This window comes from Williamsia sp. M5A3_1d (assembly GCF_053345315.1).
The window spans coordinates 927,928-945,808 of the sequence record NZ_JBKEZX010000001.1 but is presented as its reverse complement, the minus strand read 5'-3'; the positions used below and the strand labels follow the sequence as shown (position 1 = coordinate 945,808).

The 17,881-nt window shown below is 68.7% G+C and carries 11 protein-coding genes and 1 pseudogene; 7 read left to right on the top strand and 5 right to left on the bottom strand.

The features are described 5' to 3' along the window. The first annotated feature begins 7 nt into the window (after window positions 1-7). Window positions 8-2,521 (top strand): LuxR C-terminal-related transcriptional regulator, encoded by a 2,514-nt coding sequence (locus ACLBW1_RS04395; protein WP_447810303.1) that lies wholly within the window; start codon window positions 8-10, stop codon window positions 2,519-2,521. A 117-nt stretch (window positions 2,522-2,638) separates the two neighbouring features. Further along, window positions 2,639-3,961: an HNH endonuclease gene (locus ACLBW1_RS04390; protein WP_447810302.1), complete on the top strand. Its 1,323-nt coding sequence runs from the start codon at window positions 2,639-2,641 to the stop codon at window positions 3,959-3,961. 8 nt (window positions 3,962-3,969) lie between these two features. Here the strand turns inward: ACLBW1_RS04390 and ACLBW1_RS04385 are convergent, their stop codons facing one another. The 4 genes from ACLBW1_RS04385 to dnaK form a co-directional block, all read right to left on the bottom strand. Beyond that, window positions 3,970-4,389, bottom strand: coding sequence for a heat shock protein transcriptional repressor HspR (locus ACLBW1_RS04385; RefSeq protein WP_447810301.1), 420 nt, complete (start codon window positions 4,387-4,389; stop codon window positions 3,970-3,972). Then, entirely contained in the window at window positions 4,389-5,585 is a 1,197-nt protein-coding gene (gene dnaJ / locus ACLBW1_RS04380; protein ID WP_447810300.1) for a molecular chaperone DnaJ, read from the bottom strand. The genes ACLBW1_RS04385 and dnaJ overlap by 1 nt, the downstream gene beginning before the upstream one ends. 98 nt (window positions 5,586-5,683) lie before the next feature. Then, on the bottom strand, window positions 5,684-6,298 hold the full coding sequence (gene grpE / locus ACLBW1_RS04375) for a nucleotide exchange factor GrpE (protein ID WP_447810299.1): 615 nt from the start codon (window positions 6,296-6,298) through the stop codon (window positions 5,684-5,686). Continuing rightward, window positions 6,295-8,151 carry a molecular chaperone DnaK gene (dnaK, locus tag ACLBW1_RS04370; RefSeq protein WP_447810297.1) on the bottom strand — a complete coding sequence of 619 codons (1,857 nt, stop codon included), beginning with the start codon at window positions 8,149-8,151 and terminating at the stop codon, window positions 6,295-6,297. Before dnaK ends, grpE begins: the two co-directional genes overlap by 4 nt. Before the next feature lie 217 nt (window positions 8,152-8,368). Between dnaK and ACLBW1_RS04365 the strand changes: the two genes are divergently transcribed. From ACLBW1_RS04365 to ACLBW1_RS04345, 5 genes are all read left to right on the top strand, one after another. Beyond that, window positions 8,369-9,376 (top strand): alpha/beta hydrolase family protein, encoded by a 1,008-nt coding sequence (locus tag ACLBW1_RS04365; RefSeq protein WP_447810296.1) that lies wholly within the window; start codon window positions 8,369-8,371, stop codon window positions 9,374-9,376. Window positions 9,377-9,560: 184 nt separating this feature from the next. Next, on the top strand, window positions 9,561-10,820 hold the full coding sequence (locus ACLBW1_RS04360) for an acyltransferase (protein WP_447810295.1): 1,260 nt from the start codon (window positions 9,561-9,563) through the stop codon (window positions 10,818-10,820). Window positions 10,821-10,946: 126 nt separating this feature from the next. Continuing rightward, a complete protein-coding gene (locus tag ACLBW1_RS04355; protein ID WP_447810293.1) occupies window positions 10,947-14,168 on the top strand; it encodes a heterodisulfide reductase-related iron-sulfur binding cluster in 3,222 nt (1,073 codons plus the stop codon). A 467-nt stretch (window positions 14,169-14,635) separates the two neighbouring features. Then, complete coding sequence (locus ACLBW1_RS04350) at window positions 14,636-15,934, top strand: EAL domain-containing protein (RefSeq protein ID WP_447810292.1); 1,299 nt, start codon at window positions 14,636-14,638, stop codon at window positions 15,932-15,934. A 59-nt stretch (window positions 15,935-15,993) separates the two neighbouring features. Then, on the top strand, window positions 15,994-17,247 hold the full coding sequence (locus ACLBW1_RS04345) for a pyridoxal phosphate-dependent aminotransferase (protein ID WP_447810291.1): 1,254 nt from the start codon (window positions 15,994-15,996) through the stop codon (window positions 17,245-17,247). Between the two features lie 153 nt (window positions 17,248-17,400). Here the strand turns inward: ACLBW1_RS04345 and ACLBW1_RS04340 are convergent. Further along, window positions 17,401-17,529: pseudogene (locus tag ACLBW1_RS04340) on the bottom strand (cupin domain-containing protein); the annotation flags it as partial. Window positions 17,530-17,881 lie beyond the last annotated feature (352 nt).

The window sequence follows — 17,881 nt, the reverse complement described above, 5'->3', positions numbered from 1 at the left end:
CCTGCCGATGATCGATCACGCCGTGTCCGGCGTCGCCCTCGCGGGCATGCCCGATGCGCAGGCCCTCCTGTCGGCGGTCGTCGGCGCTGAGCGGATCGCGCACGTCGGGATCAGTGCCACCGCCGGGAGCGGGAAGAGCCTCCTGATGACCGCGATCGCCGACGTCCACCGCCACGCCGGCACAGTGGTGGTGACGTCGGTGCCCGCCGTGCCCGAAGCCGGGACCGCGGTGGTCATCGACAACGCCCACGAACTCGACGACACAACGCTCGCGCGACTGGCCTCGATCGTCGCGACCGGCGAGGTTCCCGTCGCCGTCGCGGCCGAGCCGCGTGATCATCGCGCCCTGCTGCGAGACCTGTTCGCCGCGATCGGTTCTCACGGCCGTCTCCTTCGTCTGCCACCCCTGACCTCGACCGGGGTCGTCGAACGATCCGGTCGTCGGCTGTCGCCCGCCGCGGCCACCGCCATCGCGAGGATGAGCGGCGGAAACCGCGCGGCGATCGACGCCGCCATCTCTGCGGTCACCGCGCCCGACGGGGTCCACACCGAGGCGCGATCGGCGATCGAGACGGCCGCCGAGGCCGTTTCGGCCCACCACCACCGCACGCTGCGTCGACTCGACGGAGCCACCCTGGGGGTGCTGACCGTCGCCGCCGTCGGTTCCACACTCGACCCGGACACCGTCGTCCAGACCTGCGGTCTCGATCCCGCTGTCGCGACGGCGGCGATCGACGCCGCGCGCGGATCGGGTTTCCTCGGCGACTCCGACACCTTTCTCACCGAGGCCACACCGGCGCTGACCGCGGTCGTGGGGGCACACCAGATCGCCACGACCCGCACGGCCCTGGTCCGGGTGCTGCTGGCCCACAACACACTTCCCCTCGAACAGGCGTTGTCGGCCGCGGCCGACGGGATGGTCGACGCTGCGCTCGCCGAGACACTGGTCGGTCACGCGCGTGCCGCACGCGGTCACCGCGCGGTCACGATCTGGTCGGCCGCACGTGCCGCCGGCGCCGACAGGTCGATCTGCGATCGGCCACTGGCCCACGCGGCACTGGAATCCGACGACCTCGACGTGGCCGATCGCATCGCCGACGAGGCCCTCGGCGCCGACGAACAGGTCACGGTGGCGACCGGTGTCGTCATCGCGGCGTCGGTGGCCGCCCGCCGGGGAACCTATTCGCGCGCTGCGCAACTCTTCCGCTGGCTGGGATCCGAACGCGCCGGAACAGATGCGGCGGCCGGCGCCGTCGCCCTGATCGCAGCCGGCGACCGGACCTCGGCCGGGGACTTCCTCGCCGTCGCCGAGCACGCCCCGCCCACCACGGACAACACCGCGGCCGCGCAACTGGCCACCGGCCTCATGACGTCGCTGACGGATTCGTCCGCGGCCGCGGTCGGCGCAGTGCTCCGATCGACGTCGACCTCGGCCGAACGCTCTCGCGTCGAACCCGAATCCGCGGCCGTCGTCGCGATCCTGTTGATGCTGCACACCGGCGACCTGGGCGGTGCGACATCGGTGCTCGCCCGGCGCGCCACAGGAACCGACGGGTCCGGCAGCCCCCGACTGCTCCTGCTCGACGCGTGGACCGCCATGGCGGCCGGCGACCTCAACCGTGCCGCCGCGCTCGCGTCGTCGGTGACCGTGGGGTGCCATCGAGAGCGCCTCCTCGCGCACGCTCTGCGGGCCGGTATCGCCCGTCGTCGAGGCGATTCGGGCGCGCTGGCCAGCGCGTGGCGCGACGCGCAGTCGACGGTCGCGGAGTCCGAGGCCGATCTGTTCGCGCTGCTGCCGCTGGGTGAGTTGCGGCTGGCCGCGGCACGCTGCGGGGACGCCGACCGCATCGCGCACCTGGCCTCCGAGGTCGATCGACTGCTCACGGCACTGGGTGATCCGCCGGTCTGGGCCGCGGCCTGGCACTGGTACGGCGTGCTGGCGGCCATCCTCGCGGGCACCCCGGATGCGTTGGTGCCACACGCCAGAGCGCTCGGCACGGCCGCCGACACCCACCCCTACGCCGCAGTCCTCGCACGGGCAGGGCGGGTGTGGCTGCGGGTGCTGCAGGGTGACGCCGCCGATCCCCCGCTGTCGGGAGACGAGATCGACCTCGCCGCACACGAACTGCATCGGATCGGTCACGGATTCGACGGCGCCCGACTCGCCGCGGAAGGCGCACTGCGGGTCGCCGACACCCGATCGGCCACCGCGCTGCTGCAGACCGCGCGCACCATCGGCGGTACACCGTCGGCCGCTTCCTCGAACGACCCCGACACCCCTGCCGTCCCCGCGCCCGGCGCGACCGGTGTGGCGACCCTCTCCGAGCGGGAGGCCGAGATCGCCGAAAAGCTGGTGCTGGGCCTCACCTACCGTGAGATCGGTGCAGCGCTGTTCATCTCGGCGAAAACCGTGGAGCACCATGTCGCGCGCATCCGCCGGCGCCTCGGCTCGTCGTCGCGTTCCGAGCTGCTCTCGACACTGCGAGCCGCCGGCTACGGCGCCACCGCATCGAGCACCTGAGTCCCTGCGCACGTTTGCTTTTCGGCATCGTATCCACATCGCGCCTGAATGTCGTAGCCGTTGTCGGTGGGCACATGTACAGTCGAAGATGAGTTCGAGAGACGATTCGGGGGGATCATGGATACAGTGCAAGACGCGACAACAGTTGCGCTGCAGTCGTTCCTGTCGTCCCTCGCCGATCTCGACGCCGCGAACTCGGAGTCCGCGGCCGTCGATCGAATCGCCACTCTGGAGGCGATCAAGGCGGGATGTGCTGCGGCGCAGGCAGTCGAGACGATGCGGCTCGAAGAGCTGCGTGTCGAGGCCGAGACCGCCGCTGGGGTGCCGAAGAGTCGTCAAGGTCGCGGGTTGGCCTCGGAGGTCGCGTTGGCCAGGAAAGCGTCAGGGTCGTCTGGTGGTCGGTATCTCGGGTTCGCTCGCGCGTTGATGCGCGAGATGCCCCACACCCGCGCCGCGTTGGCATCAGGGGCGCTGACGGAGTGGCGGGCGACGATCCTGGTACGCGAGACCGCGCACCTCACCCCACGCGACCGCGGCGAGATCGACCGCCGGATCTGCGCGGATCTTTCTGCACTCAACGGTGTGGGTGACCGTGCGTTGGACGCTGAGGTCAAACGCCTCGCCTACGAACTCGACCCACAGGCCGTCGTCGACCGCCACGCCCTCGCGAAGTCCGACCGCCGAGTGTCGACCCGTCCCGCCCCCGACGGGATGGTGCGGCTGTCCGCGTTGCTGCCGCTCACGTCCGGGATCTCGGTGTACGCCTCGCTGAAGAAGCACGCTGACGCCGCCGTCGGTGGCGATGATCGCACCCACGCCCAGGTCATGGCCGACACCCTCGTCGAGCGCGTCACCGGCGCCGCCAGCGCGGACGCGATGCCGGTCGCGGTGAACCTCGTCCTCTCCGATGAGGTGCTCCTCGGGGACAGCACCGCCGCCGCGCACGTCACCGGCTACGGCCCAATCCCGGCTGACGCCGCCCGCGCGATGGTGAACACCGCGCTGGACGCCGACACCGCGGCCACGCTGCGGCGTATCTACGCTGCACCGTCCAGCGGAGCCTTGATGGCGATGGAATCCACGGCACGCCTGTTCCCGACCGGCCTCAAGACGTTCCTCGACCTCCGCGACCAGACGTGCTGGATCCCGTACTGCGACGCGCCGATCGCCGAATACGACCACGCCGACCCCCACGCCACAGGCGGCGCCACCTCGGCAGGCAACGGCGGCGGAATGTGTCTCGGTCACAACCGAGCCAAACAGAACGCCGGCTGGCGGGTCATCACCAGCGACGGCACCGACATCGCGAGACACACCGCGACCATCACCACACCCACCGGGCACAGCCATGCCTCCAGAGCGCCAGCACCACCAGGCCACCACGATCACCCCGTGAGCCCCATAGAACGACGGCTCCGGGCACTGCTCGACGCCGCGTGACCGTGCAATCAGCGCGTGCGTTTGCTTCGGGGTTGCCAGACCACGAGTGCGCTGGTGCGCGGTACGGGGACGAGTTCGCCTCCGTGACCGCGATGACGCAGATCGTTTCGGGCCGAGGCGAGTTCGCTCTCGAGTTCGCGCACTCGCTGGGCCAGGGCGTCGACGTGGTTGGTCAGGTCGATGATGCGTTTGATGCCCTCGAGGTTGACACCCTCGTCCTGCGAGAGGCGCTGCACCTCGCGGAGCAGTTCCACGTCACGCGTCGAGTAGCGGCGACCGCCGCCGGCGGCGCGCTGTGGGCGCACCAGCCCGAGGCGGTCGTAGGTCCGCAGGGTCTGGGCGTGCATACCCGCGAGCTCGGCGGCGACGGAGATCATGAAGACCTCCCCGTCACCGCCACTGCCGACGCCGCTGCCTGATCGAGTCATCACTGATCACCCCATCCGTCCCTCGGTCGGAATCCGCTGGCGCGCTCGGCGTCGGAGTACTCGCGGAGCTTCTCGACGGCGGCGTCGTCGAGCTTCTTCGGCACCGCGACCTTCACCGTCACCAACAGGTCACCGGCACCGCCGGCCCGCTTCGTGACACCTCGGCCACGGACCCGCAGCGTCCTGCCGTCGGAGGTGTTCGGCGGGATCTTCACCCCGACCGTCCCCTCGAGCGTCGGCACCGACACCGTGGCGCCGAGCACCAGTTCGCCGAAGCTGACCGGCAGCTCGACCTTGAGGTCGTTGCCGACACGGGTGAACACCGGGTCGGGACGCACCGTGACGGTGACGTACAGATCACCCGAGGGCGCTCCACGCAGCCCGGCCTCACCCTGCCCGGCGAGACGGATGCGTTGCCCGTCCTCGACGCCGACCGGGATGCGCACGTTGATGGTGCGGGTCCGCACGGTCACACCGTTGCCCGAGCAGTCCGAGCACGGCTCGTCGATCCTCGAGCCCGTCCCCTGGCAATCGGTGCAGGGCTCACTGAACCCGAACGCACCCTGGTTACGGCTGACCACGCCGGCACCGTTGCAGGTCGAGCAGACCTTCGGGCTGGTGCCGGGTTTCGCGCCGCTGCCATGACATGTCGTGCACGGTGACGGCGACGTCAGCGACAACGACACCGTCGTGCCGAGTGCGGCGTCGCGGAACGACAGCGTCGTCTGGGTCTCGAGGTCGTTGCCCCGCCGCGGGCGCGTCGCGGTCCGGGGTGCCCGGTTGAACAGCCCGCCGAACAGGTCACCGAACGCGCCGTCACCGCCGGCGGTGGTACCGGCGTTGCCGAACAGGTCACCGACGTTGAAGTCCGCGCCCGCACCGGGTGTGGTCCGACCGCCACCGCTGAAGCCACCGGGGAACCCGCCGCCCGCGCCGTTGCCGCGGAAACGGCCGCCGGCGAACGCGCGTCGCGTCTCGTCGTACTCCTTGCGCTTCGCGGGATCCGACAGCACGCTGTGCGCCTCCGACACCCGCTTGAATCGCTCCTCCGCCGCGGCGTCGCCAGGGTTGGCGTCGGGGTGCAACTCCCGGGCCAGCTTGCGGTACGCCTTCTTGATGGCGTCGGCCGAAGCGTCCGAAGCGACGCCCAGATCCTTGTAGAAGTCGTGTTCGAGCCATTCCCTCTGCGGAGCCATAGGGCGTCACCTCCTCTTTCTGTGTTGGTTCATGGTGTGCCCCTACGCCGAACCTCGCACCGCGGAGACGATGCGAGGTTCGGTGTGGGACATGAGGGTCAGGCGCCGGAGGCGTCGGCCGGTGCGCCGTCGGTCACGGTGACCATCGCGGTCCGGAGCAGGCGATCGCCGAGGCGATACCCCTGCCGGTAGACCGCCCCGATCACCGGGCTCGCGCCGTCACCGTCGTGCTGAACGGCCTCGTGCAGCGCCGGATCGAAGGCATCGCCCTCGGCGCCGAAGGCATTGAGCCCCTGCGCCTTCAGGGTGTCGGCGATCTTGTCGGCCACACCCTTGAGCGGTCCCGACTCGAGGTCGCCATGCGCGCGGGCCCGGTCGAGGTCGTCGAGTGTCGGCAGCAGCGCGTTGATCAACGACGCCTTGCCCTGCTCGACCGCACCCTGACGCTCCCGCTCGGCCCGGCGCCGGTAGTTGGCGTATTCGGCCTGCAGTCGCTGCAGGTCGGCCAACAACTCGGCCTCCTTCTCCGATTGCGCTTCCTCGGGCGTGAGCTCGGCCGCGCCGTCGTCACCGGCCGCATCCGGAGCCGCCGCCTCGGCGGGATCGGCGTTCGCCGCCGCCTCGGCCGCTGCCGACACGTCCTCCGGGTTCACCTCACCGAGGTCGACCGGATCGCCCGGCGTCTCGGGTGTGCCCGGCTGATCCGCCGTCACTTCTTCTCACCCGAATCGGCGTCGGTGGGCTCGTCCACCACCTCGGCGTCGACGACGTCGTCGGCGCCACCGGCGGTGGCACTGCCACCCTCGGCTCCACCCTCGGCCGCGGCGTTGGCGTAGATCGCCTGGCCCAGGGCCTGCGACTCGGTCGACAGCGTCTCCACAGCGGACTTGATCGCGGCGAGATCGTTGCCCTTGAGCGCCTCGTTGGCGCCGGTGATGGCGGCTTCGACCTTCTCCTTGGCGTCGGCGGGAACCTTGTCCTCGTTCTCCTTCAAGAACTTCTCGGTCTGGTTCACCAACGACTCCGCCTGGTTGCGGGTCTCAGCCTCTTCCTTGCGCTTGCGGTCCTCGTCGGCGTGCGCCTCGGCATCCTTGATCATGCGGTCGATCTCGTCCTTCGACAGGCCCGAGCCGTCCTGGATCCGGATGGTGTTCTCCTTGCCGGTGCCCTTGTCCTTCGCGGTGACGTGCACGATGCCGTTGGCGTCGATGTCGAAGGTCACCTCGATCTGCGGGACACCCTGCGGCGCAGGCGCGATACCGGCCAGCTCGAACGAGCCGAGCAGCTTGTTGTGCGAGGCGATCTCACGCTCACCCTGATACACCTGGATCTGCACCGACGGCTGCGAATCCTCGGCCGTGGTGTAGGTCTCGCTGCGCTTGGTCGGGATGGTGGTGTTGCGCTCGATCAGCTTGTGCATCACGCCACCCTTGGTCTCGATACCGAGGCTCAGGGGCGTGACATCGAGCAGCAGAACGTCTTTCACCTCACCGCGAAGCACACCGGCCTGCAGTGCGGCACCCACGGCGACGACCTCGTCGGGGTTGACGCCCTTGTTGGGCTCCTGTCCACCGGTGAGCTCCTTGACCAGCTCGCTGACCGCGGGCATACGGGTGGAACCGCCGACGAGCACGACGTGGTCGATGTCGCCAACCGCGACTCCCGCATCCTTGATGACGGCCTGGAACGGCGCACGGGTGCGCTCGAGCAGGTCCGAGGTGATCTTCTGGAACTCGCTGCGGCTCAACTGCTCGTCGAGGAACAGCGGGTTCTTGTCGGAGTCAACGGTGATGTAGGGCAGGTTGATCGAGGTGCTCTGACCGGACGACAGTTCGATCTTCGCCTTCTCGGCCGCCTCACGCAGACGCTGCAGCGCCATCTTGTCCTTCGTCAGGTCGATGCCGTTCTGCGCCTTGAACTTCTCGACGAGCCAGTCGACGATGCGCTGGTCCCAGTCGTCACCACCGAGGTTGTTGTCACCGGAGGTCGCGCGGACCTCGACGACACCGTCGCCGATCTCGAGCAGCGAGACGTCGAACGTGCCGCCACCGAGGTCGAAGACGAGGATGGTCTGCTCGGACTGCCCCTTGTCGAGGCCGTATGCGAGTGCGGCCGCGGTGGGCTCGTTGACGATGCGCAGCACGTTGAGGCCGGCGATCTGACCGGCTTCCTTGGTCGCCTGACGCTGCGAGTCGTTGAAGTACGCGGGGACGGTGATGACCGCCTCGGTCACCTCGTCGCCGAGGTAGCTCTCCGCGTCGCGCTTGAGCTTCATCAGCGTGCGGGCGCTGATCTCCTGCGGTGTGTAGTCCTTGTCGTCGATCTTCTGCGACCAGTCGCCCTCGCCCATGTGGCGCTTGACCGAGCGGATGGTGCGGTCGACGTTGGTGACGGCCTGGTTCTTCGCGGGCTGACCCACGAGGACCTCGCCGTTGCGCGCGAAGGCCACCACCGACGGCGTGGTCCGCGAGCCCTCGGCGTTGGCGATGACGGTGGGTTCTCCACCTTCGAGGACGGCCACCACCGAGTTGGTGGTGCCGAGGTCGATACCGACAGCACGTGCCATGTTTGTTGCCTCCTTGACGATGCCGCGCGGGGCGCGACGTTGCTTTCTCCGATAGCTGCGTTGTGAACCTCAGCGCGGATGACTCAACTACTACCCGTCGTCGAACGGGTCGTCAACTTCATTGAGTCGATCGCACTCAGGTTTCGAGGAGTCCAACGGCGTGAACCCGGATTCTGTTCCCGGCACCTCCCACCACACGGCGGTATCGTCGGCGCCGATGACCGGTCCCCGCCCCCGCAGCCGCCGGTCGATCGTCGATCCGCGCGGCATCGTCGCACTGTGCGGCCTCGTCGTCCTGGTGACCGCGGTCGTCGTCGCCGCCACGCTGCCGCTGACGGCCGGAGGCGGGCGGGCGAACGAGGCCACGGAGACATCGCAGGACTCCTCGCGTACCGCGGCCGCGCCCGCTCTCGCGGCGATGCAGGCGGTCGTCGTGCGGAGGTACGTCTACCTCGACGCCCCGGTCGGCGACCCGCGCCAGGACTACGGCGACCTGTTCCTCCCTCCCGGACCGCACGCCCGCGGATCACTCCCTCTCGTGGTGCTGGTCCACGGCGGTGGATGGAACTCGCGGTACGGGGCGGGATCGTTCGGCCCGTTCGCGCGCACCCTCGCCGCACGCGGACTCGCGGTCTACAACCTCGAGTACCGCAGGCTGGGGTCCGGGGGCGGGTGGCCGACCACCTTCACCGACGTCGCCGCCGGCATCGACTTCGTCCCGACCGTGCTCGCCGACAACCCGGCCATCGACACCGCCGACAGCACCCTCGTCGGGCACTCGGCCGGCGCACAGCTCGCGGTCTGGGCGGGGACCCGCCGTCCGACTCCCACGCAACCGTCACCGGCTCGTCCCATCTGGCGCCCGACCCGCATCATCTCGCTGGCCGGCCCCCTCGACATGCGGGACGCGGCCGACACCGGCGACCGCCGCGTGATCCGCGCGCTCGGGGGCACCCCGAGCCAGGTGCCCGACCGCTACCGTGCCGTCGACCCCATCGAGAACCTCGACCCGACGGCGTCGATCACCGTGGTGCACGGCACCGCCGACACCGTCGTGCGACCCGTTCAGTCGAGGAGCTACGTCGAGGCCCTCACCCGCGCCGGCGGTCGTCCGCGGCTGCTGTTGCTTCCGAAGCAGAGCCACTCCGCGCTGGTCACCTCGACGTCGTCGGCGTTCCCGCGGGTCGTCGACCTCATCGTCTCGGCCGCACGCGCCACACCCTGACGCCAGCAACCGGGCACCGGTCTGACAGCTCACTCACAGGTCCACCCGCCATCCTGGGGTCCATGACACCTGCCGACGACACCGCCGACCGGATGCGCGCGTGGCCCAGATCACGATTCTGGGCCGCTTTCGATGCCACTGGTAGCGTCGCGGCGATGCTCACCCCACCCGCGCGAGCAGTTCGATGACGTCGACGCTCGCCGACGCCACGAGACGACGGGCGACCGCACCGGTCGTCGGGTCGACGCCGCGCCCGCGTCGGGGACATCTCCACCAGCTCGATTTTCTGCGCGGCAGCACATTCCTGCTGGTCATCTTCTGTCACGTGTTGACCAACACGAACGCGTCCGACACCTCGTTCGCGACGAACGCGCTCGGCATGTGGGGGCACTTCACACGCAACGCCTTCTTCTTCCTCACCGGCTTCGTGCTCATGTTCGGCAACTACGACAAGGCCGATTTCGCGTCGATCCGGTTCTGGCGCCGCCGCCTCAAGCTCGTCGCCATCCCGTACGTGATCTGGTCGGTCGTCTACTGGACGTTCTCCGTCGTCGCGGCGAGCGGCTGGTCGCAGCTGCCGTTCTCCCTCGACTCGCTCCTGAGCGGCCTGGCGTGGGGCACCGCCGGCTTCCACCTCTACTTCCTGTTCGTGATCATGCAGTTCTACGTGCTGTTCCCGGTGATCCTGGCCATCGTCCGGGCGACACGGGGCCACCACCTCGCCCTGCTGGCGGTCAGCGGTGCCGTGCAGATCGCCGTCCTGTGGTCGCTCAACCATCTCAGCGCCCCGGAGGGCAGCTGGCTCCACACGAACTGGTGGCACGCGTACTCGACCTTCATCCCGTACCAGTTCTTCGTGTTCCTCGGCGGTGTCGCGGCAGTGCACCGCGAACGGGTCGACGCCTGGGTACGGGCCCACGGCTGGTGGATCGTCGCCGGTCTCGTCGCGAGCGCGGTGTTCGCCTACGTCACCTTCGACCGGCGCGTCGAGAGCGGGATGAGCCCCGTCGACGCGGGTTTCGCGCTCAACCCGACGCTGCAGCCCTTCATCTTCTTCGCCATCACCGCGCTCTACAGCGTGGCCGTGCGCTGGTCGGATCGTCGCGACCGCACCCCACGGCTCAACCGCGTCGTCGCCTACGCCTCGAACCGATCGTTCGCGATCTTCCTCGCCCACGTCCTCGTGCTGCAGCTGCTGATCCTGCCGCGCCTCGACGTGACCTCGAAGGGATGGTTCGAGCAGCACCTGGGCGTGCCGTGGGCCACGATCGTGGTCTATGTGTTGACCGTCGCGATCACCCTCGTCGTCGCCGAGGGGCTGCGTCGCATGCCGTTCGCGCTGTATCTGACGGGACGTCCGAGAATCCCGTTTCGCCGCGATCAGGCGTGGGTGGGCCCGGACCGACAGAGTACCGAGCGAACGCTCGAACCTACTCGCGGGTAACCGACATCACCCCAGGTGAGAACTTAGGTGAACCTTCGCTGCGCACACCGGCCGACAGGCCTTAACGTTTAGGCAAGGACACCTGGGCATCGGCCGCGATCGCCCTGGAGAGAAAGGCCCCTCGCCTTGAGCGCCACGACGATCACGATCGGCTCCATCGCCGCACTCATCAGCCTCGGCTGCTGGGCTCTGTTCTTCTCGGGTGTGTGGAAGATGATCCGCACCATCGCCCAGGGACAGCGCGACACCACCCGGCTGACGCCGGTCATCCCCCGTTTCACGCAGATGATGGTCGAGTTCGTCGCCCACACGCGAATGGTCAAGTTCCGCACCGTCGGCTGGGCGCACTGGCTGGTTATGATGGGCTTCGTCGTCGGCTCACTGCTGTGGTTCGAGGCCTACGGCCAGACGTTCAACCCGGAGTTCCACTGGCCGCTGTTCGGCGACACCTTCGTGTGGCACCTGCTCGACGAGCTGCTCGGCATCGGCACCGTCGTCGGCATCGTCACGCTGATCATCATCCGCCAGCTCAACCACCCGCGCACCCCCGAGCGGCTGTCGCGTTTCAGCGGCTCGAACTTCGGCGCCGCCTACTTCGTCGAGGCCGTCGTGCTGCTCGAGGGCCTGGGCATGATCTTCGTGAAGGCCGGCAAGATCGCGACCTACCACCACAGCCACGTCGGTTCGGACTTCTTCACGATGCAGGTCGCGAAGCTCCTCCCGGAGAGCCCGCTGCTGGTGTCGATCTTCGCCGCCATCAAGCTGCTGTCGGGCATGGTGTGGCTGGCCGTGGTCGGCCGTCGCATCACGTGGGGCGTTGCGTGGCACCGCTTCTCGGCGTTCTTCAACATCTACTTCAAGCGTGAGGACGACGGCGGCGTCGCCCTCGGTGCGGCCAAGCCGATGATGTCGCGCGGCGAGCTGCTGGTGATGGAAGAGGCCGACCCCGATGTCGACGCCTTCGGCGCGGGCAAGATCGAGGACTTCACCTGGAAGGGCTGGCTCGACTTCACCACGTGTACCGAGTGTGGGCGCTGCCAGAGCCAGTGCCCGGCGTGGAACACCGGTAAGCCGTTGTCGCCCAAGCTGCTGATCACCTCGCTGCGTGACCATGGCTACGCCAAGGCGCCCTACCTCCTGGCCGGTGGCCGCACCGACGCCGCCGGCGACGAGGTCGGACTCGTCGACGCCGACGGCAACGTCGACCAGGCTCGGCTCGACAAGATCCCCGCCGCCGCACGCGCCGAGGCCGCGCGTCCGCTCGTCGGCCCCAGCGAGGGCGAGGGCGCCGGCGGCGTCATCGACACCGACACCCTGTGGAGCTGCACCAACTGCGGCGCCTGCGTCGAGCAGTGCCCCGTCGACATCGAGCACGTCGACCACATCATCGACATGCGCCGCTACCAGGTGCTCATCGAGTCGGACTTCCCGTCCGAGCTCGCGGGGCTGTTCAAGAACCTCGAGAACAAGGGCAACCCCTGGGGCCAGAACTCCAAGGACCGCACCAACTGGATCAACGAGATCGACATCGAGATCCCCGTCTACGGCAAGGACGTCGACACCTTCGAGGGCTTCGAGTACCTCTTCTGGGTCGGTTGCGCCGGCGCCTACGAAGACCGCGCGAAGAAGACCACCAAAGCCGTCGCCGAGCTCCTCGACATCGCCGCGGTGAACTTCCTCGTGCTCGGTGAAGGCGAGACCTGCACCGGCGACTCGGCACGTCGATCGGGCAACGAGTTCCTGTTCCAGATGCTGGCCCAGCAGAACATCGGCACCCTCGACGAGCTGTTCTCCACGGCCCCGGCGCAGCCCAAGAAGATCGTCGTCACCTGTGCGCACTGCTTCAACGCACTCGGCAACGAGTACCCGCAGGTGACCGGTGAAGACGGGCAGCCGGGCAAGTTCGAGGTCGTCCACCACACGCAGCTGCTGAACCGGCTCGTGCGCGACAAGCGGCTCATCCCCGTCGCACCCGTCGCCGAGGACGTCACCTACCACGACCCCTGCTTCCTCGGCCGCCACAACAAGGTCTACTCCGAGCCCCGCGAGCTGATGGCGGCCTCGGGTTCGGCGCTGCGGGAGATGCCGCGCCACGGCGAACGTTCCATGTGCTGTGGCGCCGGTGGCGCCCGCATGTGGATGGAGGAGTCGATCGGTAAGCGCATCAACCTCGACCGCGTGGACGAGGCGCTCGAGACCCTCGACGGTTCGGGTGAGAAGAACCAGAAGATCGCGACCGGCTGCCCGTTCTGCAAGGTGATGCTCAGCGACGGCACCACCGCCAAGACCAGCGGCACCGACCTCGAGAACAAGGTCGAGGTCGTCGACGTGGCGCAGCTGCTGCTCGAATCGGTGACCCGCGGCGCCGCCGAGATCAAGCGCGGCGGCCGCTTCCTGGGCCCGGTTGCCGTCGGTACCGCGACGCTCGACGAGACCGATGCGAAGGCCAAGACGGTGACCGAGGTGACGACCGCGGCAGAACCCGCCGAGGCCGCCGCGGAGGCGACCGGCACCGCGGTGAAGGAGAAGCCCAAGGTCGGGCTCGGCATGGGCGGTGGGATGAAGCGTCCCGGCCAGGCCGCGAAGGCCGGCGCACCCGCCAAGGACACCTCCGCGCCGTCGAAGGCCGAGCCTGCGTCGTCGGAGTCGGCCGAGGCCACCCAGACGGCGTCGGCGGTGGCCGCGACCGAGCCGAAGGCCAAGGGCTTCGGCATGGCCGGCGGCATGAAGCGACCGGGACAGGCCGCCAAGGCCGCACCGGCCGCCGAGCCCAAGGCACCCGCCGAGGACAAGGCGGAGCCCGCCGCGACCGCATCGGACAAGTCCGAGCCTGCCGCGGCTCCGGAGCCCAAGGCCAAGGGCTTCGGTATGGCCGGTGGGATCAAACGGCCCGGTCAGGCCGCCAAGGCCGCGCCGGCCGCCGAGGCCGAGCCCGCCACGAAGGCCGAGCCGACGAGCGAGGCCGCTTCCGCCTCGACCGAGACCGAGACCGAGACCGCTGCACCGGCACCGGCACCGGAACCGAAGGCCAAGGGCTTCGGGATGGGCGCGGCCAAGCGCCCGGGTCAGGCGGCGAAGGCCTCGGCTCCGGCGACATCCGAGGCGCCGGCCACGTCGCCGGAACCCGAGAAGGCCGAACCCGAGAAGGCCGAGCCGAGCACCGCCGAGTCCAACGGCACCGCGGAGACCAACGGCACCGCGGATTCGAACGGCACTGCCGACTCCAACGGATCCGGGGCGAACGGGAACGGCAGCAGTGCCGATGACGCCAAGGTCATCACCGAGACCGGTGCGTCGAAGTCGGCCGGGTTCGGCATCGCAGCGGGGAAGAAGCGTCCCGGCGCCTGAGATCCCCGATCACGCCACGACTGCCGTGTTGTGAGTAACACCAAAAGGTGAGCCTGGGTAGTGGTTCATCGCCTAGCAGCCGAGACCGGTCGGTGCACACGAGAGTGTGCACCGACCGGTCTCGTCTTCTGTCCGGCCGCGACCCCTCCCGACGATGACCAGGACCACCGCGGGCGACCGGCTCACCCGCCGTGAACGTCTGCGGCTCAACGCTTCCGGGATCCCTGTCACGTCATCGATCCCGACTGTCCGCGTGGACGCCCGCGCAGTCGCCACCCGCCACGAACTCGCACCCGACTGCACAGAACGCAGCGGCCCGACACGGCCTCACTCCCACCTGGTTGCGTCGATCTGCACATTTCCGTTGGGCCGCGTCCCGACACACGTGGCTAAGATTTCGCGGTACGTACGATCGGCAGCGAGGCGTCGCTGTCGTCATCGCGATCGGCTGACGAGAGGGGTGCGGCGTGTCAGCGCAGCACGGCGTGCCCGGTTCACCCGAGTCGGGCTCCAGCCCGCTCGGCGCCGGTCTGCGGCGTTCGGCCGCAGCGATCCCCGATGAGCACCTCGCCGTCGTCGCGATCCGGATGGAGGCCGCCGACCGCATCGCGGCCGCGTTCGGTCCCGGCACCGGATCGGCGGTACGTGGCGCCACGATGGCCGCGCTCACCGAACTCGTCGGCGCCCGGGGCACGGTGGTGCGGGCGACGCCCGATCACGTCGCGATCCTCCTCGGCTCCTCCAGCGCCGACCTCGACGATCTGGTGAAGGCACTGAGCCGGCGACTGGCCACCACCATCGACGTCGACGACGTCGCATACTTCGTCCAGACCCACATCGGCGTCGCACTCCCCGGCGACGTCCCGCTCGCATCCACCACCGATCCGACCGGTGGCCACCGGGCCGACGACCTCATGCAGGCGGCGATCGCGGCAGTGCACTCGGCGTTCACCCGCGGCGCCCACCTGGCGTACGCCTCCGAGGTGTCGATCGCGAATCTGCAGCGCGAGGTCGAACTGGCCGCCGAGCTCGCGACCGCCGTCGGCGAGGCGTTCACGCTGCACTATCAGCCGATCGTCACCGTCGACGGCCTCGAGGTCGTCGGCTACGAATCACTGTTGCGGTGGACCGTCGACAACCACGTCCGCCTGCCGGGGACCTTCCTCGACGCCGCCGAGGAGACGTCGCTGATCGTGCCGATCGGACGGTGGGGTGTCGCCGAGGCCATCCGACAGCTCGCCGTCTGGCAGACCGAGAGCGACAATCCCGGGCTGTTCATGTCGGTGAACTTCTCCTCCCAGCAATTGTTCGACCGCGATCTCGCCGCCCATGTCTCGGGCCTCCTCGCCCAGCATTCCGTCGCCGCCGGGACCCTGTGGATCGAGGTGACCGAACGCGACATGATCACCACCGACTCCCCCGCGTCGACGACCATCCACGAACTCGCGGCGCTGGGCTGCATCATCTGCGTCGACGACCTCGGCACGGGATACGCCGCGCTGCGATACATGGTCGACCACCCGATCAGCGTCGCGAAGATCGACAGGTCGCTGGTCGCCGACATGGGCGACCCGACCAAACGGAGCATCGTCGAGACGGTCTGCCGACTGTCCGAGGAACTCGGCATCATCAGCGTCGCCGAGGGGGTCGAGGACCGCTCCCAGGTGACGCTGCTGCGAGAGGTCGGGTTCACCCACGCGCAGGGATACCTGTTCGGCCGACCCGAGCCGGCTCGATCGATCACCCCGCCCGACGCACTCCCCTGACCGAGCAGGGTCGACGCCCACGGCGTTTATCGCGTTGCGTGGGGTGCGATCATGGATCGGTGAGCAGACCGCGCGTACCCCACGTCACCACCACCCTCAAGCCGCTCGAGCAGTCCGCGAAACTCCGCGACGTCTGCTACGAGATCCGTGGCCCGGTACACGCCCACGCGGCACGCCTCGAGGCCGAGGGACACCGCATCCTCAAGCTCAACATCGGCAACCCGGCCCTGTTCGGTTTCGCCGCACCCGACGTCATCATGCGCGACATGATCCACGCGATGCCCTACTCGCAGGGTTACTCCGAATCGGCCGGCGTCCTCTCGGCCCGTCGCGCCGTGGTCACCCGCTACGAGACCATCCCCGATTTCCCCTACTTCGACGTCGACGACGTCTTCCTCGGCAACGGCGTCTCCGAGCTCATCACGATGACCATGCAGGCGCTGCTCGACGACGGCGACGAGGTCCTCATCCCGGCGCCGGACTACCCGCTGTGGACGGCCATGACCGCGCTCGGTGGCGGAAAGCCGGTGCACTATCTGTGCGATGAGGCGAACGACTGGAATCCCGACATCGCCGACATCGAGGCGAAGATCACCAGCCGCACCAAGGCCCTGGTCGTCATCAACCCGAACAACCCGACCGGCGCGGTGTATTCGCGTGAGATCCTCACGCAACTCGTCGATCTCGCACGCAAGCACTCGCTGCTGGTGCTCGCCGACGAGATCTACGACAAGATCCTCTACGACGACGCCGAACACATCAACATCGCGTCACTGGCCCCGGATCTGTTGTGTCTCACGTTCAACGGCCTGTCGAAGGCGTACCGGGTGTGCGGGTACCGCGCGGGATGGGTGGCGATCACCGGACCCAAGGACCACGCGAAGGGGTTCATCGAAGGGCTGTCGCTGCTCGCGTCGACCCGACTCTGCTCGAATGTGCCCGCCCAGCACGCCATCCAGGTCGCGCTCGGCGGCTATCAGAGCATCGACGACCTCGTGAAACCCGGTGGCCGGTTGCTCGAACAGCGGAACGTGACGTGGCAGAAGCTCAACGAGATCCCCGGGGTGTCGTGTGTGAAGCCGATGGGTGCGCTGTACGCGTTCCCGAAGATCGACCGCGAGTACTACGACATCCACGATGACGAACTCTTGGTGCAGGATCTGTTGTTACGCGAGAAGATCCTGGTCGTGCAGGGCACCGGGTTCAACTGGCCGACGCCCGATCATCTGCGGATCGTGACGCTGCCGTGGTCGCGTGATCTCGTCGACGCCGTCGAACGACTGGGCAACTTTCTCTCCGGCTACCGGCAGTAGCCCGGGCGGCGATCCCGGATCGCGGCGGGTCAGGCGTCCGTGGACGCGCATGACGAACCGGATCGGCGCCGGGATGTGTTGCCGCAGAACGGCATGTTTGCGCACGTAGACCGGGATCTCCCACAGCGCCCAGGTTCCCGCGGCGAACACCGCCGAATCGCCGGGGTGCAGCACGCGGGATGCGCAGCCGGGAGCCGAGACCCGTACCGCGCCATCGATGATGTGCACCGTCTCGTCGGCCGGGAAGTACCAGTCGAAGACCCCAGCCGTGCAGTCCCACACCCAGGTGGTGGTGCTCCCGTCGCGGCTCGCGTCGCACCGGGCCTCACGTGCGACGGGTGACCCCGACCGTATCCACGCCGGATTGACCGGGGCGACAACCATGTCGACGTCGTCGGGCGTGTAGGCCCTGATCGCAGGTGGGACGGTCGGGTGTCGGCGGAACATCGCAGCTCTCCGAGGTGTCGAGGACGGGAGGGTACGCAACGGTATCGGATAAATCGGACGTCGGGAACGACTGTGGTGTGTTCGTACTCCTGTGGCGAGTCATGCACTTCACTCCACACTGGACATTCTCACTAGTGAATCTGTGACAAGATGTAACCGGCAACGCGGTTCGTGTGGGGACACGTGC